This window comes from Frigoribacterium sp. PhB160, assembly GCF_003751785.1.
Taxonomy (GTDB): Bacteria; Actinomycetota; Actinomycetes; order Actinomycetales; family Microbacteriaceae; genus Frigoribacterium.
The window spans coordinates 71281-91519 of sequence record NZ_RKIE01000001.1; the positions used below are offsets into that span (position 1 = coordinate 71281).

The window sequence follows — 20239 nt, forward strand, 5'->3', positions numbered from 1 at the left end:
CACCAGGCGGGGGACCGCAGGAGGCGCGGTGCCGGTCGTGCCGACACCGCGCCTCCTGCAGGGGGTCGCGCCTACGCCTCGGGGGCCGCGGCCTCCGCAGCAGCAGCAGAAGCCGGAGCAGGAGCCGCAGCCGCAGCCGTCGCTGCGGTGTCGGCCTCGGCGACGACGGCCGCGCGCGTCAGCGAGTCGCCGATCGCGCGCATCGCCGCGGCGAGGAAGTCGAGGTGGTTCGGGTCGACCGCGTCGCGGAAGGCCTGCCGGTAGAAGACGTCGATCTCGTCGATCGCGTCGCGGCCCGACGGGGCCAGCTCGAGCACGACGCTGCGGCGGTCGGTCGGGTGCGGCGCCCGGTGCACGAAGCCCGCGGTCTCGAGCCGGTCGATGAGGCTCGTCGTCGCCCCGGTCGACAGCTCGAGGAACTCCGCCGTCATCTTGGGCGTCGCGTCGCCGGTCTCCGCCACGAAGCGCAGGCACCGCAGGTCGCTCGTGCCGATGCCGAAGTAGGTGGCGACGAGGCGCTCGACCTTCTCGTTCTGCTGCTGCAGCTGGCGGAACGCGCCGAGCACGCGCGAGACGTCGAGGGCGCCGTCGACGTCGAGGTCGGGAGCGGCGCCGGCGGGCGGCTGGGGCGAGACGTCGGTCATGCGGGGGAGGGGCTCCTGACGGGCGGGGGCGAGTTCGATCGCAGTCTAGCTCGCCGAGCGAGTAACTCGATCATCGAGTCATGTCCCCACCAGTGGGGGTATCGCTCGCATTGCGTGCATCTCGGAGCCTGAGTAACTTGATGGTCGTACCACTTGAGAAACGAACCACTCACTCACCGAGCCACTCGGGCATCGAGCATCTCAGCTGGTCGTCCACCAGTCTTCCCACCCGTTCCTTCCCCACCACCTGGAGCTCCTGATGTCCCGTCCCACCTCCCGCACAGCCCGCATCGCCGCCTGGATCGCCATCCCCGCCGCCCTCGTCGCCTCCGGCCTCGTGGTCTCGCAGGCCTCGTACTCGGCCTTCTCGTCGACGACGACGAACCCCACCAGCAACTGGAGCAGCGGCACGGTCGTCCTCGCCGACGACGACGGCGGCACCTCGGCCAACTCCGCCCTCTTCCAGGCCACGAACCTCAAGCCCGGCCAGACGGGCAGCAACTGCATCGCCGTCACCTCGACCGGCACCCTGGCCTCGACCGTCAAGCTCTACGGCACCGCCGCCGCGACGACGAACAACCTGGCCTCGAACATCACCCTCAGCGTCGTGCAGGGCACCGGCGGCGGCTTCGGCTCGTGCTCGGGCTTCACCCCCCTCGCCACCGGCTCCTCGCTCTACGCCGGCACGCTCGCCTCCTTCGGCACGAGCTACACGAACTTCGCGAACGGCGTCGGCACCTGGGCCCCCACCGGCACGACCGGCTCCGCCACCACCACCTCGGAGACCCGCGTCTACCAGGTCACCTACACGGTGAACGCGAACGCGGCCAACTCCGTCCAGGGCGGCACCGCCTCCCTCGGCCTCACCTGGGAGGCCCAGAACAGCTAACCCCCGCCGGGCGGCGCCCCGAACCCGCCGCCCGTGCCGAGACCCCCGCCGCCGGCGCTCCCCCCTCCCCCCTGCATGCCGGCGGCGGGCACCACCGCAGCGCACCCGCCGCCGCCCCCTGCAGCGCACCCGCCGCCGCACCGCCGCACCACCCGCAGCGCCCCCGCCGCCGCACCCCGCCCCACCACGCAGCGCCCCCAGCCGCCGCGACCCACCGCCGCACCACCCGACCCGAGGCACCCCATGACCACGTTCGACCTGCTGCAGCCGGCCACCGCCGCCCAGCGGATCGTCGGCTCACGGGGTGCCTCGCGGTCGTGGCCCCACTGGCTGCGCCTCGTCGTCGGCGTCGTCTCGCGCACCGTGCTCGGCACCCTCGTCGGCCTGCTGCTCTGGGCCGCCGTCCCCGCCGTGATCGGCTGGACCCCCACCACCGTCATGACCGGCTCGATGGAGCCCCGCATCCACCCCGGCGACGTCGTCGTCGCGAAGCCCGTCGCCGAGACCGAGATCCACCGCGGCCAGGTGCTGCTCTTCCAGGACCCGGACCACGCCGACCACCTCCGCCTGCACCGCTACGACGACAACGGCCAGGGCACCCAGATCATCACCAAGGGCGACGCCAACCCCGCCGCCGACAGCACGCCGATCGACCGCAGCGCCGTCGTGGGCGTCGGCTACCTCCGCGTCCCGTACCTCGGCACGCCCTTCGTCTGGGCGCAGTCGCACCAGTTCGGGCACCTGCTCGTCACCGGCGGCGTGCTGCTCCTCCTGCTGCTGGGGGCCCGGGCGGACGGCTACCTGCGCCGCGCCGCGACCGGCACCGAGACCGACGCGACGGCCGACGAGGAGGCGCCCCGCGCCTCCCGACGCCCGGTCGCCCACCAGGGCGGTCGCGCCGAGCGCCGCCGGCTCGACCGTCGTCGTCGTCGCCTCCGGGCCGCGGCCGGCACGTTCGCCGTCGTCGGGGTCGCTTCCGGACTCGCCCTCACCCTCGTCGTCTCGGGCGGCGCCGGCGCCGCGTTCTCGGCCCCGACGACGAACCCGACCAGCACCCTCGCCGCCTCGACCTCGTTCGACTGCCTCAGCCCGACCATCACCGACTCGCCGGTCTTCGCCTGGGGCTACAACGAGGCGTCGGGCACCACGACGGCCGACAGCGGCTCGGCGGGGCGCACCGGCACCCTCTCGGCGGGCGTCTCCCGCGTCGGCGGCACCTGCTCGTCGAGCCCCTACGTCACCCTCAACGGCACCTCGGGCCAGGTCACGAGCTCGGCGGCGGCCGTCGCCGCTCCGTCGGCCTTCACCCTCGAGACGTGGGTCAACCTGCCGACGACGAGCACCGGCGGCAAGATCGTCGGCTTCGGCAACCAGGCCTCGGGCCTCTCGGGCGCGTTCGACCGCCACCTCTACGTCTCGTCGACGGGCGTCATCACCTTCGGCGTCTACAACGCCGGCACCAAGACGATCAGCACGCCGAAGACCTACCGCGACGGCGCCTGGCACCACGTCGTCGCCACGATGGGCGCGAACGGCATGGTGCTCTACGTCGACGGCGTCAGCGTCGGCACCAACGCGAACAAGGCGGCGGAGGCGAACAACGGCTACTGGCGCGTGGGCTACGACAACCTGTCGGGCTGGCCGAACGCGCCGACGGCGGCCGCGAACTACTGGCTCGCCGGCAGCCTCGACGACACCGCGGTGTACACGACGGCGCTCAGCGCGGCGACGGTGACGGCGCACTTCCAGGACGGGCGGTAGCGCGGGCCGCGCCCTGCGGCGCCGCGCGACGGACCTCCTCGCCTCGCACGGACAGGGCCGCGGCCCTGCGAGACTCGGGGGATGCCCCTGCTCATCAACGACGTCTACGTCGACGGCCGGCTCAGCTCGTCGCCCGCGACCCTCGACGAGACCTACGCCGCGCTCACCGCCACCGGCGGCACGGCCTGGGTCGTGCTCAGCGAGCCCGACGGCGCCGAGCTCGCCTCGCTCGCCGACCGCTTCGACCTGCACGAGCTCGCCGTCGAGGACGCCGGCCACGGCCACCAGCGCGCCAAGCTCGAGCGCTACGGCTCGACCCTCTTCGTGGTCGTGCGCCCCGCGGTCTACCAGGACGCCGAGGAGTCGGTCGCGTTCGGCGAGATCCACGTCTTCGTCGGCCCCGACTTCTTCGTCGCGATCAACCACGTCGCCGACATCGACCAGCGCTACCTCGCCCGCAGCACGAGCCGGCTGCGCGCCAAGCCCGAGCTGCTCGAGGTGGGGCCGCAGGCGATCCTCTGGGCCGTGCTCGACGCCGTCGTCGACGCCTACACGCCGGTCGTCGACGGCCTCGAGAACGACATCGACGAGATCGAGCAGCAGCTCTTCGCCGGCGAGGCCACGGTCGCCCGCCGCATCTACGAGCTGTTCGGCGAGGTCGCCGACTTCCAGAAGGCGACGCGGCCGCTCGTCGGCATGCTCGACGGGCTGATCCGCGGCGGCGAGAAGTACCGCATGGGCACCGAGCTCGAGCGCCGGCTCCGCGACGTGCAGGACCACGTGATCCGCGTCGTCGACCGCGCCGACACGTTCCGCGCGGTGCTGCAGAACGCCCTCTCGCTCAACGCGACCCTCGTCGCCCAGGTGCAGAACGACGTGACCAAGCGCATCTCGGCCTGGGCCGCCATCCTCTTCGCCCCGACCCTCGTCGGCGCGATCTACGGCATGAACTTCGACGTCATGCCCGAGCTGCACTGGACCTTCGGCTACCCCTTCGCCCTCGCGCTGATGGTCGGCATCGGCGGAGGGCTCTGGGGCGCCTTCAAGCTCAAGCGCTGGCTCTAGCGAGCGCCGGGCCCCGCGGTGCCGAACGCCTCGGCGACGCGGGCGCGGACGATCTCGGCGACGGTCGCGCGCATCCGGGGGGCGAAGAGCGAGTGGTCGCCCTCGGGCACGCGGACGACCTCGACCCCGCCGCCCAGCTGCTCGACCGCGTCGGGCCCGCCGAGCTGGTCGAAGAGCTCGCCGTCGAGCGGGCTCATGACGAGCACCGACCGGCTGCCGGCCTGGACGACCGGACCGAGGTGCGCCCCCACGTCGCCCGCTGGTCCGCGGCGGGCGAGCTTGAGCCGCAGCCACGGCGGAGCCCAGCGGTTGAACCGGTCGCGGGCCCAGTGGCGGGCGGCCGAGACGTCCTCGACCTCGCGGGCCGCGTCGACGTAGGCCCCGGGCGCGGCGGGCTTGCGGCGGTAGTCGTTCGGGCTGATCTCGATCACGAGGCGCGGGGCCTCGGACGCCGACCGCGCGGCGAGCCACGCTCCCGAGCACATGCCGACGACGGCGAGGTCGTCACCCGCACCGGCGGCGCCGGCGCGCACGGCCTTGACGACGGCGGCCTGGTCGTCGATCCACTCCTGCGAGAACATCAGGTCGAGCTCGTCGGCGCTGACCGGTCCGCTCTCGCCCGTGCCGCGGCGGTCGAACCGCACGACGCGCACGCCGTCGCGGGCGAGCTGCCGGGCCAGGTCGACCTGGTAGTCGGCGGCGCCCACGCGGTGCTCGGACGCGCCGTTGTGCAGCACGACCACGGGGAGGCGCGGGCCGGCCCCCGCAGGCACGCTCTCGACCGCGAACAGCCGGTCGGGCCCGAGCGTGGTCACCCGGTCGACGACGTCGCCGTCCGGGTGCCGGACGAGCAGGTGGTCGTCGAGGTGGACGGGAGCCGTGAGCCGGTCGACGTCGGAGGCGCCGGGCGCCTCGGTCGAGGCGGGGACGTCGGGGACGTCGAGCCCGTCGGGCCCCGAGGGGGCTCCCGCCGCGCCGAGGAAGGCGTCGCGCGCCCAGTCGGCGACGACCTCGACGACGCCGCCGGGGATGCGCGCGGCCATGCTCGTGCCGTCGAGCAGCTCGGCGGTGCCGGGCGGGTCGACGTGCGCGGCTCCGGGGGCGAGCCCGGGCGGCACGGGCGCACCGGGCCGCGTCACGGCCAGCACGGGGCCGTCGCCGTCGGAGCCGATCGTCATCGCGGCCAGCCGGTCGGCGACCCCGGGCGCGAGGTCGATGCCGACGAGGCTCTCGCGGTCGCCGACGGTGCGGTCGGCGCCCATGCTCATCGTCGCGAGGGCGCGCTGGCGGCGGACCCAGGCGCGGCCCGACGCGGGCGCGTCCCAGACGACGAGGCCCGCGCCCGGCAGCCGCCGGGCGGCCTCGGCGGCGATCAGCGCGCCCGAGGTCAGGCCGACGAACACGACGCGCGCCCAGCCGGCGTCGCGCAGCAGCGCGGCGGCCGTCAGGGCGCTCGTGACGGGCGCGTCGGGCGAGTCGTCGGGCGCGCTGTCGCCGGTGCCCGAGGGGTCGAAGCGGACGGAGGCGACGCCGCGGGCCGAGAGCTCCTCCGAGAGCAGCCGCAGGGTGCGGTAGGCGACGACGTGGTCCTGCCCGAGGGGCGGGCAGACGACGACGGCGGTCGTCGGGGAGGCGGGGCGCGCCTCCTCGGGGCCGTCGTCGGCGGGGCGCCGCGGGGCGTCGGGGGTCGCCGGCAGGTGGAGGGCGACCCGGATCGCGGGCTCGCCCGTCCAGCCGTGCCGCACCGTGCCGGCGGGCGCGACGGCGCTGGCGGGGCTCACAACGAGAGCGCCGTGCGGGCCTCCGCGGGCCACGCGTCGACGTCGGAGCCGTGGACGCCGAAGAGCGCCAGGGTGATCCGCTCGAGGCCGAACGCGAGGCAGGCGCTGTGCGCGGTGCCTCCGTCGGCCGTGGTGATGCCGAAGGCCAGGCCGAAGTGGTCCTCGTGCAGGTTCGCCGAGGCGATCGCCGTCCAGGGCTGGTCGGCTCCGTAGACCGGCGTGATGAACTCGAACTTCAGCGACTGCGCGACCTGGTTGCGCGCGAGGATCTTGCCGACGCGGCCGAAGAACGGGTCGTTCGCGGGCACGACGTCGATCTCGAGGCCGAACGAGCGCAGCAGCTCGGCCATCGGCTCGACGTGCGAGTCGCGGTGGCTGCGGGCCGAGGCGGGCGTGCCGACGTGCACGAACTCGTGCATGTGGAATGCCTGCAGGCGCATCGGGTCGAGCGACGGCTCGTGGCGGAACGAGTCGCCGTCGACGTCGAACATGCGGCCGCCCTCGGGCAGCTGGCCGGAGAGCAGCGCGTAGACCGGGTGGCAGGCCGCCGGGGTCAGCATGACGTCGGCGGGCTCGAGGAAGCGCTCCCAGCGCTCGCCGGCGGCGCGGGCCGCGAGCAGCTCGCGGTGCTCGCGGTCGCCTCCGCGGAACGACGACACCGCGGCGGCGAGGTCGGGGAAGGACGCGATGTAGTCGGTCTGCTCGAACGTCGGCAGCGTGATCACCGGCGGGAAGCGCAGCAGGTCGGGCTCGAGGTCGGCGTTGGCGGCCGTCCACGTCGCGCGCACGGCCTGCATGACGCGCTCGAACGCGCGGCTGCGGCCGTAGAGGCCGGGGCGGCCGAGGTCGACCAGCACCCGGTCGTCGAGGAGGCGCGCCCGGAACGTGGCCCGCGCGGCCTCGAGGTCGTCGGCCGACCCGGTGGGCTCGGCCAGCGTGCTCACCAGCGCCCCGAGGTCGACCGCGGGGGCGGTCGCCGGCAGGTCGGCGGGCGTCACGGTGCTGCTGTCGTCGGCGTCGGCGGCGTGCACCGGGACGACGGCGGCGGTGTCGGCGGTCACCGAGGCGGTGGCGGCCGTGGCGTCGTCGGCGGCGGGGGTGACGCCGTCGGTCGGGCCGGTCACAGCGTCGCCCCGGAGAGGAGGGCGAAGCCCGCGTCGGTCTGGAGGAGCCGTTCGTTGCTGATCATCATCGATGCTCCGTGTGCGTCTCTGAGGTGGCGCCCGAGCGAGAGGTCGCTGTCGAGGCGGTAGGCGGCGATCCCCACGATGCGGAGGGCGCGGGTGACGATGTCGACCACCGCCTCCGACGTGGCGATCTTGAGGCCGTTGGCGGTGAGGGTGTACGACACGGCGCCGAGGGCGTCGCGGTCGTCGGCGATCTGGTCGAAGCGCGCGGCGGCGTGCCGCGTGCTGTCGGCCATCGTCTGCAGGGCGACGAGCAGCTCGGCGAGCCGAACGGCCGCCGGGGGCGTCGTGCCGATCGCCGTGCGGGCCTGCTTGCGCACCGCCTTGCGGGCGATGTCGGCCGCCGACGCGGCGATGCCGAGCCAGGTCGACGCCCAGAGGACGTGCGACACCGGCACGATCGTGTGTGCCGAGATGGTCGCGTAGTCCTCGGGCAGCACGAGGCCGGCGTCGACCTCGGCGTCGAGCAGGTAGCCGCGGCTGTTCGTGCCGCGGAATCCGAGGGTGTCCCACTCGGAGGTCGGCGTCATCGCCAGGTCGGCGACGGGCACGACCACGAGGCGCTGGTCGCTGGCGGGCGCGTCGGGCGCGCGGCGGGCCGTCACCAGCACGGCGGCGGCCTCGGTCGCGTACGAGACGACGGGGCTGTCCTTGCGGAGGTGCACCCGGCCGCCGTCGACCGGCTCGACCGAGCAGGTGCTGCTGCCGGTCGCCCCGCCGCCGCCCTTCTCCGTGGTGGAGGAGGCCATCAGGCCGCCGGCGAGCACGACCGTGATCGCCTCGGCCACCGCCGGGGAGTCGCCGCCGTGGCGCCAGAGGGCCATCGCCTGGCCCTGGTGCATCGAGAACACCATGCCCGTCGCCGCGCAGGCACGGCCGAGCTCGGTCGCGATCTCGGAGAGCTCGGCCAGCGTCGCGCCCTCGCCGCCGAGGGAGACGGGCACGGCCGCGGCCAGGAGGCCGTTCTCGCGCAGCGCGGCGATCGCCTCGGCGGGCGGGCGCGCGTCACGGTCGACCTCCGCCGCGTGGGCGGCGGCGACGGCGGCGCTCGCGGCCGCACGGGCCGCGAAGCGGCCGGTCACTGGTCGGCCGCGGTGGCGGCGGCCACGAGGGCGCCGACGGTCTCGAACGTCGACCGGGTGAGCAGCTCGTCGGGGAACTCGACGTCGAGCTCGGTCTCGATCGCGAGCATGACGTTGACGGTGGCGTGCGACGTGAGGCCCAGGGCGTAGAGGTCGGCGTCGGGCGCCACCGACGACGCGTCGGCCGTGAGCCCGCCGTACTGGGAGAGCGCGCGGCGGACGGCGTCGTGGGCGGCGGAGAGGGCGGCCTGGCCGGGTCGACCGACGGCGTCGTCGGTCATCGAGGTGACGTGGTTCGGGTAATCCATAGGGGGAGGGTAACCCCAAGAAAGATGCTCCGACGAGGCCTTTGTACCCTGCACGCAGCGATCGCCACCGCGACCCCCCGTTCGTGGGACAGGCTGATCACGACGTGCCCGAGGCCCTGCTCGACGGCGAGGCGGGCCGCGCCGCCGGACAGCTCGACGGTGGGTGCCCCGCGGTCGTCGTGGACGACCGCGACGTCGTGCAGCCCGACGGCGTCGGTCGGTCGGGGGCGCAGCACCTTGAGCACGGCCTCCTTTCCGGCGAAGCGTGCGGCGAGTCGGGCGGGGTCGTCGTGGCTCTCGGCACGCTCGACCCACGTGAAGACGCGGTCGAGGTACCGGTCGCCGAAGGTCGCGATCGACGCGGCCACGTCGTCGGCGGAGGCGACGTCGCAGCCGAGGCGGAGGTCGCCGCGGCGCTCGCGCGGCTCGGGGGCGCCGGGGGTGCGGGCGCTCACGCAGGGCGTCCGCTCGCGAGCGTGAGCACGCGGGTCGCGCGGGCCGCGAGGTCGTCGTCGTGCGTGGCGACGACGACCGCGAGGCCGTGCTCGGCCGCCTCCGCGAGCAGCAGGTCGACGACGCGTCGCGCGTTGACGGCGTCGAGCTGCGCGGTCGGCTCGTCGGCGACGAGCAGGGCCGGCCGGGTCGCCAGGGCCCGGGCGATGCCGACGCGCTGCTGTTGGCCGCCCGAGAGCTCGTCGGGGCGCTGGCCGGCGTGCTCGGCGAGGCCCACGAGGCCCAGCACCTCGGCCACGCGGGCGTCGCGTCGCGCGACGGAGGTGCGCCGGACGCGCAGCGGCACCTCGACGTTCTCGGCGGCGGAGAGCACCGGGATCAGCCCGAACGACTGCGGCACGACGCCGAGGCGGTCGCGGCGGAGGTCGGCGAGGCGCTGCTCGGACAGCGACCCCACGGCCTGGCCGTCGACGACGACCTCGCCGCTCGTGGGCCGGTCGAGGGTCGCGAGCAGGGCGAGCAGGGTCGACTTGCCCGCGCCCGACGCTCCGCGCACGACGAGCACCTCGCCCGCCGAGACCTCGAGGTCGACGTCGGCGAGGGCGGTCACCGGGCCCGCGGGGGTGTCGAAGACCCGGCCGAGACCGGTGGCGCGGAGGACGGGGTCGGTCACGGGCGGGGCTCCTCGTCGTCGGCGGCGGTAGCCGGTGCCGGTGCCGGTGCCGGTGCTGGTGCTGGTGCCGGTGCCGCTGCGGGTGCGGGTGCGGGTGCGGGCGCCGGGTCGTGACCGGGGCGCACGGCGACGTGGTCGGGCTCGAGCGAGAGCCGCACGCGGTCGCGCAGCCCGAGCTGCTGCTGGAACGCCTCGGGCAGCTGGAGGCGCCCGACGCGGTCGATCACGGAGAACTCCTCGGCCACGACGTCGCCCTGGTCGGCGTCGGCGAGCGTCCGCCGGGCCGTGCCGGTGCCCATCCCGGTGTCGACGTCGCCGGTCGCGGCGGTCGACCCCGCGCCCCCGGCGACCGGCTCGCCGCGGCGCCGCCGCAGCACCTCGGTCGACGTGCGCCCGTCGCGGATCTGCACGGTGCGCCGCACGTGCTCGGCGACCGACGCGTCGTGCGTGACGATCAGCGTCGTGACGCCGCTGCGCTCGTTGAGCAGGCGCATCGCCTCGAGCACCTCGGCGCTCGTCTCGTCGTCGAGCGCGCCGGTCGGCTCGTCGGCGAGCAGCACCGCAGGGTCGCCCGCCACGGCCACGGCGAGGGCGACGCGCTGCTGCTGGCCGCCGCTGAGCTCGCGGGGGAGGCGGTCGCCGAGGTCGGCCACGTCGAGCAGCCCGAGCACCTCGTCGACGCGTCGTCGACGCGCCCGACCGCCGCGCAGGCCCGCGACGGCGAGCACCGCGGCGACGTTCTGCGCGGCCGTGAGGAACGGCAGCAGGTTTCGGCTCGTCTGCTGCCAGACGAAGCCGACGCGGTGCCGGTGGAAGAGCGCGCGGTCGCGGGCCGAGAGGCCGGAGAGGTCGACCCCGGCGACGACCGCGGAGCCCGCGGACGGCTCGTCGAGCCCGGAGAGGATCGTCAGCAGCGTCGACTTGCCCGAGCCCGACGCCCCCACGAGCGCCGTGATGTCGCCGCGCTCGACGACGAGGTCGAGTCCCTGGAGCGCCTGCACCTCGACGTCACGGGTGCGGAAGATGCGCACGAGGTCACGGCACACGATGTCGGGGCCGTCGTGCTCGCGTCGGTCGGTGGGGCGGGGGCTCATCGTTCCTCCTCGGGGGAGACGGGCGGTGCGGCCGGGGGTGTCGGCGGTGTCGGGGGTGTCGGGGGTGTCGGGGGCGTCGGCGGGGCAGCGGGCCGTCCGGGGCCGCGACGCGAGGCGGCGTGGGCTCGGCGGCCGGCGGCGGGGGAGGCGTCGTGCCCGGCGGGCGCCTGCCGACCCGGTGAGCCCCGGCCCGGTGCCTGCTCGACCGACGACCGCTCGACCGGCGACTGCTCGACCGACGACCGCTCGCCCGGCGTCCGCCGCCCGCCGCGGGCCCGCCGCTCGCCTCCGGTCGCGACGGCCACCGCGACGACGGCGGCGACGAGCAGCAGCCCGACCCCGACCGCCCCCGCGGCGGAGGCGTCGACGTGCACGGGCGGCCGGGTCGCCCCGCCGGTGAACGAGCGCAGGTCGGCCGCGGACAGCACGACCGCGACGACGGCGACCGAGGTGAGCACGCCCGTGACGAGGGCGAGGAGGCCGACGGGCGCGGTCTCGGCGACCAGGAGCCGCGCCTCCTGTCGGCGGTCGAGCCCGGCCACGCGCAGCTGGCCCGTGCGCTCGCGGCGGTGCGGCACCTCGAGCAGCACGCTGGCGAGCAGCGCCGCGAGGGCGAGCAGCCCGCCGACGAGGGTCGCGGCGGTCGCGAGCTGCCGGATGCCCGGCACGCGCGGGTCGGCCTCGAGGCGGGCGCGCGCGTCGGCGGCGGTCTCGACCACGACCGCGGGGGTGTCGACGAGGGCGGTCCGCACCTCGGCGACGACCGCGTCGACGTCCGCTCCGGGGGCGGTCGCGACCAGCGCCCGGGACGGCAGCACGTCGACGCCGTCGAGATCGTCGACGGCGGAACGGTCGGCGAGCAGCCAGAGGCGTCCCGTCGCGAGGGACGTGTCGGGGGCGGCCTCGCCGACCACCTCGAGGTCGTCGTCGCCGACGGTGAGCCCGCCGGAGCCGAGCACCTCGGTCAGCGCCGAGGACGCGACGACGGGGACGGCGGCGGGCTGTGCGCCTCCGGTCCCCGCGCCTCCGGCGGCGAGGTCGGCGGGCAGCTCGGGGGCCCCGGGCACGCCCGCGGTGGCGGCGGCGAACCGGTCGGCGTCGACGACGAGCAGGTCGGCCTGCCGCCGCTGCCCGCCGCCCTCGACGTTCACCCGGGCCACGACGACCCCTGCGCTCGCCGCGACCCCGGGCAGCGTCGCGAGGTCGTCGACCGCGGCGTCGGTGAGCACGGGGGCGGTCACCGAGACGTCCGAGCCGACGGAGGCGCGGGCCGCGTCGTCGAGACCGCTGCGGAGCGTGCTCAGCACGACCCCGGAGAAGAGCGCGACCGACACCCCGACGACCGCGGCCAGCAGGGGCAGCGCCGTTCCCGCCGCCGAGCGGGCGGCGAGGGCGAGGCCGACCGCGAGCGACGGGCCGCGGCGGCGGCGGGCGCGTCGGTGCAGGGCCCCGAGCAGGCGCGGCCCGACGCGGGTGGCGACGACGCAGCCGACGAGGCAGAGCAGCAGCGGCAGGGCGGCGGCGAGGGGGTCGACGCCGCCGTCGGGCGTCGTGCTGCCGAGCCCCTGGCGCGTCACGACCACGGCCGCGGCGACGGTCGCGCCGACGAGGACGACCTCGACGAGGAGGCGCGGGCTGCGTCGCCGACGCGGCAGCGCGTCGGGCAGGCCTGCGGCCACCGCGGCCACCGGCACGAGCGCTGCCGCGACGACGGCCCCGACCACGAGGGCTGCGGTGCCGGGCGACACGGCGCCGCCCCCCGCTCCGACGCCTGCGCCGCCGGTCCCGGCGCTCGTCACGGCGGCCACGGACCACGCGGCCGCCGCGCCCAGCACGGCGCTCGGCACGGTGGCGGCGCCGACCAGGGCCGTGGTCACCGCGGTGAGTCGCCCGCGGCCGGCCCCGCGGGCGGCGACGAGGGCGAGGGCGGGCCCGGCCCGGGCGAGCAGCAGCCGCGCGAGCAGCAGGTCGAGGGCGACCGCGGCGCCCGCGGGGCCGGTGAGGAGCGCCAGCGCGAGCGACGTCGTCGTGGCGCCGCGGGCGAGGGACGACTCGACGACGTCGCCGAGCCCCGTCGAGAAGGTCAGGGCCGAGCCCTCGCCCGGCAGGTGCGGCGCGGGCTGGCGCACGCTGGTGACGCGACGGGTCTCGGCGGCGACCTGGCGGGCGTCGGCGCCCGACACCGCCCCGGGCCGGAGGGGGAACCAGGCCGAGCCCGCCACGACGCCGGGCAGGGCGGCGACGACCGGGTAGGAGGCGGGCGCGACCGTGCCCGTGACGTGCACGACGATCTCGCCGCTGCGCAGGGTCTCGAGGGCGGGCTCGAGGGTGGCGACGGCGTGGCCCCAGTACGGGTCGTCGGGGTCGACCGCCCGCCAGGTGCCGCTGACCACGGCGTCGACCTCGGTGCCGTCGGCGAGCGAGAGGGTGCGCGTCTGCCCCACCGGCCAGGCCGCGCGCTCGGACGAGGCCACGCTGATCGTGACCGGCACGACGCCGCCGGGCTCCGCCGTCGGGGGCTCGGCGCCCTCGACGAGGCGGACGCGCCCGGCGAAGTCGGGGTCGGCCGCGATCGACAGCGAGCCGCGCGGGGCCCCGGCGGGCGCGGCGTGCGGCAGCCGGTCGGTGACGACGACGTGGTCGGCCGGGCCGACGGCGCGCTGCAGCACGGCGGGGAAGTCGTCGCGGACGGCCGCGAGGTCGGCGTCGAGGCCGCTCCACGGGTCGTCGTCGTCGGTCGTCGCGACGCTGCGGATCGGGGCGGTGAGGTCGCGCCGCACCGGCGTCGCGGCGGTGAGGTCGTGCCGCAGCCCCTCGGTGAGCAGAGCCGAGAGCGCGAGCGGGGCGAGCACGGCGAGGACGGTCACGACGAGCGTCACGACGGCGGTCGCGACCAGGGGCCCGCGCTCGGCGAGGCCCGCGCGGACGAGCATCGCGCCGTCGGAGAGGCCCGGGCGGCGCGTCACCGGTCGCCCTCCGCGAGGGTCGCGGTGCGTGCCGAGCGGGCGACGACGAGGGCGTCGACGACCACGACGACGGCCAACGCGGCGACGAGGGCGGCGACCGCGAGGCCCCACGAGACCGGGTCGACGCCCGGGGTCGACCGCACGATCGCGCTCGACCCGGGCACCGCCGCGAGGGCGAACGGCGCGACGGCCGTGCCGACGACGGCGGCCCCGACGGCCACGCCTGCCACGACCGCGGCGAGCAGCACGGCGACGCTCTCGGCGGCGCGCTGGGCGGCCTGCCGCGCCGGGCGGACACCGAGCTGGCGCAGCACGGCGACCTCCTCGAGGCGCTGCCGTCGCTGACCGGCCGAGGCCGCGGCCGCGACGAGCACGGCGAGCACCCCGGCGGCCGCGGCGGCGGCCCACGCCGCGGTCACGGCGGGACGCACCACGGGGGCGACGGTGGTCGACGCGGCGGACCGGACCACCGCCTCCTCGTCGACCGCGCGGACGAGGTCGACGGTGGCCTCGGCCGTCCGCCCGTCGCGCGGCGCGACCCAGAGCGAGCCGGGCGTCGGCACCCGGTCGCCCGCGAGCACGGCGTGGTCGGTGAGCGCCCGCAGGTCGACCGCCGCCGACCGCGACCGGCCGGAGCCGGGCAGGGCGTCGACGACGCCGGCCACCACGGCGGGCACGGGATCGCCCGTCGTGCCGGGGAGGACGTCGACGGAGTCGCCGACGCCCGCGCCGGTGCGGGCGGCGAGGGCGGAGGTGAGGACGACGGGGACGTCGGGGAGGGCGGCGTCGCCCCGGCCGGTGCCGCCCGGGCCGACGTCGCGCGGGTCGGTCTCGGCGGCCGCGGGGCCGAGGGGGACGCGCTCGACGGCCTGCTCCTCGACGACGAGGAAGCGCGCGGAGAGGTCGACGGGCTCGGTGGCGGTCTCGGGAGCCGCGGCGTCGGTCCCGTCGGCGGTGCCCACGCGCAGCGACCCGATCGCGACGTCGACCGCCACCGGCGCGGGCTCGGGGTCGCCGGGGAACTCGGCGAACGGCGCGAAGGTGAGCTGCATCGTCGACTGGGCCGCGAGCAGGCGCCATGAGCCCCGGGCCGCCGGCAGCTCGGCACTGACCTCGGCGTCCTCGCCGAGCCGGAGGGAGCCGCGGGAGGCGGAGGCCGCGTTGGCGTCGGTCTCGGGACCCGTCTCGGTGTCGGTGCCGGTGCCGGCGTCGGTGCCTGCCGCGGCCTCGGTGTCGGGGGCGGCGCCTCCGGCTCCCGTGCCGACCAGCGGCACCTCGACCACGACCCCGTCGTCGTCCGCCGCCCAGAGCACGGTCGAGACCGTCCCCCCGGCGAACACGGGCGACCCGTCGGCCGACGACGTCGGCTCGCCGACGGCCAGCGACGCCGTGACGCGCCGGGTGCCCTCGGGCAGCGGCGTGCCCGCGAGCGACGGCGGTGCCAGCCGGTCGGACAGCGAGGAGGCGCGGGCCGGGTCGTCGAGGAGCCCCGCCCACCGGTCGGACGCCAGCCCCACGAGCGCCACCTCGTCGTCGCCGACCGTCGCCGTGTCGACGACCACCGCCGCGGACGCCGTGACGTCGTCGGAGCCCGCGAGCGCGGCCGACCGCAGCGGCACGGCTCCCGACTCGACCGAGCGGGCGTCGGACACGGTGGCCGTGAGCGGGGCGCCGACGCGCACCGCGGCGGCCGACGCGTCGACCTCCCGCCACGTCGAGGCGAAGCCCGAGGCCAGGCCGGCGGTGGCCACGGCCGCCGCGACCGCGGCGGCGACGGCGACCGCCTGCCATGGTCGTCGGGCGACCTGCCGGGCGGGCAGCGAGGGGGCGAGCCGCGGGCCGCGCGCGGCGACCCGGGCGACCCCGGCCGACGCGGGCACGAGCAGCAGGCCCGCGACGAGCACCCCGGCGACGAGCACGAGCACCGGGCCGAGCGCCGCGACCGGGTCGACGCCGACGACGGTCCCCGCCGCGGTGCCGTCGTCGGTGCGGAACGGCGTGCCGCGCTGCAGCAGCCGCGCGGTCGTGAGGCCGGCGCCGAGCAGGGCGACGACGCCGGCCGCGACCAGGGGGACGACGGGCGACGCCCCCGCGCGACCGGGGGCCCGCCCCCGGGCCTGCGCGCGTGCGTCGACGAGGCCCACGAGCCCGGCGACGACGACGCTGCCGACCACGACCGCGAGCAGCGCCGCGGCCGTGGCCGCGAGCCCGGCGACGCCGCCGGAGGCCCCGAGGCCGACCGCGCCGCCGACGAGGCCGGCGACGAGCGCGACGACCCCCGTCTCGACCACGGCGAGGAACGTGAACTGCCCGGTCGTCGCCCCGCGGGCCCGGAGCAGGTCGTGCTGGTCGCGCCGCGACCGGGCGAGGAGCGTGCTCACCTGCAGCACGGCCGTCGCGGCGAGCACCCCGGCGAGGCTCAGCGCCACGGCGGCGAGGGCGAGCGCCGACGACCGCGCCCGCACGAGGTCGTCGAGGGTGCGGCCGAGGGCGCCGTCGACGTCGGGCACGGTCGAGCCGCCGAGGTCGGCGTCGGCGAGGTCGTCGGGCAGCGTCGAGAGCGCGGCCGCGACGTCGGACGCCGTCCCGCCCCGAACGCCGGTCGGCGTCGCCGCGAGCACCCACGAGGCCGTCGCGGCGCCGGGCACGTCGCCCGCGGAGCCCTCCGGCACGACGACCAGCCCGTCGCTCGTCGTGGTCGCCCCGCCGGCCGCGGCGGGCTCGCCCCACCAGGCGGTCGCCGTCGGGTCGGCGGCCCGCCAGGTCGACGTCACCTCGAGCTCGAGCGTCTCGTCGTCGGTGCCCACCGTCAGGCGGTCGCCGATCGCGAGCCCGAGCGCCTCGGCCGCGTCGGCCTGCACGGCCGCCGGCACGACCCCCGACGAGGAGGCGCCCCCCGCGTCGAGCGCCTCGCCCGCCACGACCTCGGCCAGGTCGCCGAGCGCGGGCTCCGTCCCGACGACGACGGGGCTGCCCAGGGCGCCGGCCGGCCCGGCGGCGACGGTCAGCGGGGCGCTGCGCGTGCGGGAGAGCACGTCGACCGAGTCGGCGGGGAAGCGCTCGGCGACGAGCGCCCGGACGGCGTCGTCGGCGGCCGCGGGGTCGTCGGCCAGGGGCGCCGAGACCCGGGCCGAGGCGGCCTGGGCCGGCTGCGCACGCAGCACCTCGACGGCCCCGCGCGAGGCGCCGTCGTCGACGAGCCCGAGCACGACGGCGACGAACGGGACGGTCAGAGCGGCCACGAGCGCGACGGCGGAGACGAGGGCGCGGCGGGCCAGCGCCCGGCGCCACAGCAGGCCGATCGTCGTCACGGGCCCCCTCACCGACCGTCGCGGGCTCGGCGCCGACGACGGGTCATGGCCGCCCCCACCCGGGCGGTCGTCTGGTCGAGCATGCCGCACGGGCCGGGCGCCGACAAGTCCCGGGCCCCTATCGCGCGAGCTCGACGGGGTCGGACAGGTCGAGCGACCACACGGCCACGCCCGCGATGCCGAGCCGCTGCGCCAGGTCGACCCGTACGGCGAGCGAGCGGGCGTCGGACCACCAGACGACCCCGCCGTCGGCGAGCGTCGCGGTGTGCTCGCCGACGTCGTCCTGCCAGGTGGAGGCGGCGGCGCCGGCCAGGTCGCGAGCGGCCGCGTCGGAGACCTGCGCGGCGGGCTCGTCGCCGCCCCAGCGGTAGCCGTAGCCGGCGACGCCGAGCACGACCTGGTCGGCGGGCGCGAGCGCGGTGAGCGCGTCGACCGCCTGGGCCGTCCAGTCGAGCGAGCCGACGGGACCGGGGTCGTCGGCCTCCCACGGGCCGTGCTCGTCGTAGGCCATGAGGGTCAGGTGGTCGAGCGACGACGCGAGGGCGGGGACGTCGTAGCCGAGGTCGGCGTAGCCCTCGGGCGTCGTGGCCGCCTGCAGCGCGACGTCGAGCCGCACCTCGGGCCCCACGGCGGCGCGCAGCTCGGCCGCGAAGGCGGTCAGCCCGGCCGTCTCGTCGCCGCTCATGCCCTCGAGGTCGATCATCACCGAGTCCCAGCCGCCGTCGGCCAGGTCGGCCGCGAGCGACGCGACGACCGCCGCGCGGTGGTCGGGCGAGCCGAGCAGCCCCGCGGCCACCGCCTCGCTGAAGTCGCCCAGGCCCTCGTCGAAGTTGCTGACCACCAGCTGCGCCGTGAGCCCGGCGTCGTGCGCGGCGTCGCGCTGGGCGAGCGCGTCGTCGGACGGCGACCCCACGCCCGAGCCCACGCCCGACCCGTCGTCGGCGAGCAGGACGCCGTCGACCCCGACCACGTCGAGGGAGGCCGCGCTCGCGGCGACGAGCCCAGGGTCGGCGCCCTCGAGCACGAACCCGGTGACGTCGAGGCCGGCCGCGTCGGCCGGGGCCGCGGCAGGCTCGACGGCGGGACCGGAGGCCGCCGGCGCGACCTCGGGCAGGGTGCTCGCCACCGTGCAGGCGGCGAGCACGAGGGGGAGGGCGAGCAGGGCGGCGACGACCCCGCGCCTCCTCGTCCGGCGTCCTCGCACGGCAGCTCCTCGGTCGCGTCGGCACCGGCGGAGAGCCGGTCGGTCGGCCCGAGCCTAGGGGCGACCGCCGACACCCTCGTCACGACGCCGTAGGGATGCCGTGAGGACGTCCGGAGGCGCGGGTCGGCCGCACTAGGCTGCCACCGGCCCACGAGGGGCCGGGCCCGGGAGGGCCGCACGGCCCGGAGGTGCTCATGGCGCTCATCGACAACGGCATCTACGTGGGCGGGGCGCGGACGCAGACGCCCGGCGACCTCCGCTCGACGTACGAGGCCCTCGACCAGACCCCCGGCGGCATGGCCTGGATCGGGCTGTTCCGGCCCAGCCCCGCCGAGCTCGACTCGGTCGCCGCCGAGTTCGACCTGCACCCCCTCGCCGTCGAGGACGCCCGCAAGGGCCACCAGCGCGCCAAGCTCGAGCGCTACGGCAAGACCCTCTTCATCGTGCTGCGCTCGGCCTGGTACGACGACGAGCACGAGGCCGTCGAGTTCGGCGAGGTGCACCTGTTCGCCGGGTCGCGCTTCGTGGTCACCGTGCGGCACGCCGAGCGACCCGACCTCGGGCTCGTGCGGAAGCGGCTCGAGGGCGATCCCGAGTTCCTCGCGAAGGGGTCGGAGGCCGTGCTCAGCCGCGTGCTCGACGAGATCGTCGACGGCTACGCGCCGGTCGTCGCCGGGCTGCAGGACGACATCGACGAGATCGAGGACGACCTCTTCGACGGCGACGTCGACCCCGAGTCGTCGAAGCGCATCTACCAGCTGCTGTCGGAGGTGATCGGGTTCCAGCGCGCCATCGGTCCGCTGCCCGGCATGGTCGACTCGCTGCTGCGCGGCGCCCAGAAGTACGGCACCGACGACGACGTGCAGCACCAGCTGCGCAACGTGCTCGACCACACGATCCGCATCACGGAGCGGGTCGACACCTTCCGTGTGCTCCTCGAGAACGCGCTGACCCTGCACTCGACCCTGGTCACCCAGGAGCAGAACGACGCGATGCGGCGCATGACCAGCGCCAGCCTCGCGCAGGGCGAGGAGAGCAGGCGGCTGGCCCGCGCCTCCATGGAGCAGGGGGAGCAGGTGAAGAAGATCTCGTCGTGGGCGGCGATCCTCTTCGCGCCGACCCTCGTCGCGTCGATCTACGGCATGAACTTCGACGTCATCCCCGAGCTGCACTGGCGGTTCGGGTACCCGTTCGCGTTGGGGCTGATGCTGCTGCTCGGCTTCCTGCTGTGGCTGGTGTTCAAGAAGAAGCGCTGGATGTAGCGGCGTCGCCGGGCGCCGCGTCGCCGTCCTGTGCGGCGGCTGCGGGGCCCTGGGCGGCGGCCACCGGGTCCATCCAGCCGAACTCGAGGATGTTGCCGTCGGGGTCGGCGAGCTGCCGCTGGTACATGAAGCCGTAGTCGCTCGCCGGGCGCTCCTCGACGCCGCCCGCCGCGAGGCCCGCCGTGACGACCGCGTCGACCTCGTCGCGGCTGCCCTGGAAGAGGGCGGTCGTGACCGAGACGGTCGTGGAGGGGTCGCCGACGGGGCGGTCGGAGAAGGTCTGGAAGTAGTCGCGCACCAGCAGCATGAACGCGTTCTGGTCCTCCTCGACGACGATGCAGGCGGCGTTCTCATCGCTGAAGGCCGGGTTCTGCGTGAAGCCGAGCGCCGTGTAGAACCTCACCGCACGGTCGAGGTCGGTCACGGGCAGGTTGACGAACATCATGGGGGACTCCTTCGACAGCGGTGCACGGACGGGCGCGCGCGGGGAGTCGAGCACGCTCGGTCGTGATGGTGCACCCGCCCAGGGCCGCGGTCAAGGGCGTGCTCGGCGGACAGA

General features: G+C 76.7%; 16 protein-coding genes. 4 read left to right on the top strand and 12 right to left on the bottom strand.

The window, feature by feature from the left end:
* Nucleotides 1–71 precede the first annotated feature (71 nt).
* A complete protein-coding gene (locus tag EDF38_RS00310) occupies nt 72–644 on the bottom strand; it encodes a MarR family winged helix-turn-helix transcriptional regulator (RefSeq protein ID WP_123353435.1) in 573 nt (190 codons plus the stop codon).
* A 259-nt stretch (nt 645–903) separates the two neighbouring features.
* On the opposite strand from EDF38_RS00310, the gene EDF38_RS00315 reads away from it, so the two are divergent.
* From EDF38_RS00315 to EDF38_RS00325, 3 genes are all read left to right on the top strand, one after another.
* Entirely contained in the window at nt 904–1533 is a 630-nt protein-coding gene (locus EDF38_RS00315) for a hypothetical protein (RefSeq protein ID WP_123353436.1), read from the top strand.
* Between the two features lie 243 nt (nt 1534–1776).
* A complete protein-coding gene (locus EDF38_RS00320; RefSeq protein ID WP_158613281.1) occupies nt 1777–3294 on the top strand; it encodes a signal peptidase I in 1518 nt (505 codons plus the stop codon).
* Between the two features lie 81 nt (nt 3295–3375).
* Nucleotides 3376–4359 carry a magnesium and cobalt transport protein CorA gene (locus EDF38_RS00325; protein WP_123353438.1) on the top strand — a complete coding sequence of 328 codons (984 nt, stop codon included), beginning with the start codon at nt 3376–3378 and terminating at the stop codon, nt 4357–4359.
* On the opposite strand, the gene EDF38_RS00330 is transcribed toward EDF38_RS00325, so the two are convergent.
* From EDF38_RS00330 to EDF38_RS00375, 10 genes are all read right to left on the bottom strand, one after another.
* Nucleotides 4356–6140 (bottom strand): alpha/beta fold hydrolase, encoded by a 1785-nt coding sequence (locus EDF38_RS00330; RefSeq protein ID WP_148061408.1) that lies wholly within the window; start codon nt 6138–6140, stop codon nt 4356–4358. The genes EDF38_RS00325 and EDF38_RS00330 overlap by 4 nt on opposite strands.
* Nucleotides 6137–7264 carry an amino acid--[acyl-carrier-protein] ligase gene (locus EDF38_RS00335; RefSeq protein ID WP_199734537.1) on the bottom strand — a complete coding sequence of 376 codons (1128 nt, stop codon included), beginning with the start codon at nt 7262–7264 and terminating at the stop codon, nt 6137–6139. Before EDF38_RS00335 ends, EDF38_RS00330 begins: the two co-directional genes overlap by 4 nt.
* Nucleotides 7261–8409 carry an acyl-CoA dehydrogenase family protein gene (locus EDF38_RS00340; protein WP_123353440.1) on the bottom strand — a complete coding sequence of 383 codons (1149 nt, stop codon included), beginning with the start codon at nt 8407–8409 and terminating at the stop codon, nt 7261–7263. The genes EDF38_RS00335 and EDF38_RS00340 overlap by 4 nt, the downstream gene beginning before the upstream one ends.
* Nucleotides 8406–8717 carry an acyl carrier protein gene (locus tag EDF38_RS00345; RefSeq protein ID WP_233572085.1) on the bottom strand — a complete coding sequence of 104 codons (312 nt, stop codon included), beginning with the start codon at nt 8715–8717 and terminating at the stop codon, nt 8406–8408. Before EDF38_RS00345 ends, EDF38_RS00340 begins: the two co-directional genes overlap by 4 nt.
* On the bottom strand, nt 8687–9172 hold the full coding sequence (locus EDF38_RS00350; RefSeq protein WP_123353442.1) for a holo-ACP synthase: 486 nt from the start codon (nt 9170–9172) through the stop codon (nt 8687–8689). Before EDF38_RS00350 ends, EDF38_RS00345 begins: the two co-directional genes overlap by 31 nt.
* On the bottom strand, nt 9169–9843 hold the full coding sequence (locus EDF38_RS00355) for an ABC transporter ATP-binding protein (RefSeq protein WP_123353443.1): 675 nt from the start codon (nt 9841–9843) through the stop codon (nt 9169–9171). Before EDF38_RS00355 ends, EDF38_RS00350 begins: the two co-directional genes overlap by 4 nt.
* On the bottom strand, nt 9840–10937 hold the full coding sequence (locus tag EDF38_RS00360; RefSeq protein WP_123353444.1) for an ABC transporter ATP-binding protein: 1098 nt from the start codon (nt 10935–10937) through the stop codon (nt 9840–9842). Before EDF38_RS00360 ends, EDF38_RS00355 begins: the two co-directional genes overlap by 4 nt.
* Nucleotides 10934–13903 carry an FtsX-like permease family protein gene (locus EDF38_RS00365; RefSeq protein WP_123353445.1) on the bottom strand — a complete coding sequence of 990 codons (2970 nt, stop codon included), beginning with the start codon at nt 13901–13903 and terminating at the stop codon, nt 10934–10936. The genes EDF38_RS00360 and EDF38_RS00365 overlap by 4 nt, the downstream gene beginning before the upstream one ends.
* Complete coding sequence (locus EDF38_RS15775) at nt 13900–17214, bottom strand: hypothetical protein (RefSeq protein WP_158613282.1); 3315 nt, start codon at nt 17212–17214, stop codon at nt 13900–13902. Before EDF38_RS15775 ends, EDF38_RS00365 begins: the two co-directional genes overlap by 4 nt.
* 118 nt (nt 17215–17332) lie before the next feature.
* Entirely contained in the window at nt 17333–18418 is a 1086-nt protein-coding gene (locus tag EDF38_RS00375) for a glycosyl hydrolase family 18 protein (protein WP_123353446.1), read from the bottom strand.
* A 194-nt stretch (nt 18419–18612) separates the two neighbouring features.
* On the opposite strand from EDF38_RS00375, the gene EDF38_RS00380 reads away from it, so the two are divergent.
* Entirely contained in the window at nt 18613–19680 is a 1068-nt protein-coding gene (locus EDF38_RS00380) for a magnesium and cobalt transport protein CorA (protein ID WP_123354915.1), read from the top strand.
* On the opposite strand, the gene EDF38_RS00385 is transcribed toward EDF38_RS00380, so the two are convergent.
* Nucleotides 19658–20125, bottom strand: a complete 468-nt coding sequence (locus EDF38_RS00385; protein WP_123354916.1) for a VOC family protein — start codon at nt 20123–20125, stop codon at nt 19658–19660. The genes EDF38_RS00380 and EDF38_RS00385 overlap by 23 nt on opposite strands.
* Nucleotides 20126–20239 lie beyond the last annotated feature (114 nt).

Excerpts from the sequence above, each read along its gene's own strand:
- EDF38_RS00310 (WP_123353435.1), bottom strand. The coding sequence starts at position 644 with ATGACCGACGTCTCGCCCCAGCCGCCCGCCGGCGCCGCTCCCGACCTC.
- EDF38_RS00315 (WP_123353436.1), top strand. The coding sequence starts at position 904 with ATGTCCCGTCCCACCTCCCGCACAGCCCGCATCGCCGCCTGGATCGCC.
- EDF38_RS00320 (WP_158613281.1), top strand. The coding sequence starts at position 1,777 with ATGACCACGTTCGACCTGCTGCAGCCGGCCACCGCCGCCCAGCGGATC.
- EDF38_RS00325 (WP_123353438.1), top strand. The coding sequence starts at position 3,376 with ATGCCCCTGCTCATCAACGACGTCTACGTCGACGGCCGGCTCAGCTCG.
- EDF38_RS00345 (WP_233572085.1), bottom strand. The coding sequence starts at position 8,717 with ATGGATTACCCGAACCACGTCACCTCGATGACCGACGACGCCGTCGGT.
- EDF38_RS00360 (WP_123353444.1), bottom strand. The coding sequence starts at position 10,937 with ATGAGCCCCCGCCCCACCGACCGACGCGAGCACGACGGCCCCGACATC.
- EDF38_RS00380 (WP_123354915.1), top strand. The coding sequence starts at position 18,613 with ATGGCGCTCATCGACAACGGCATCTACGTGGGCGGGGCGCGGACGCAG.
- EDF38_RS00385 (WP_123354916.1), bottom strand. The coding sequence starts at position 20,125 with ATGATGTTCGTCAACCTGCCCGTGACCGACCTCGACCGTGCGGTGAGG.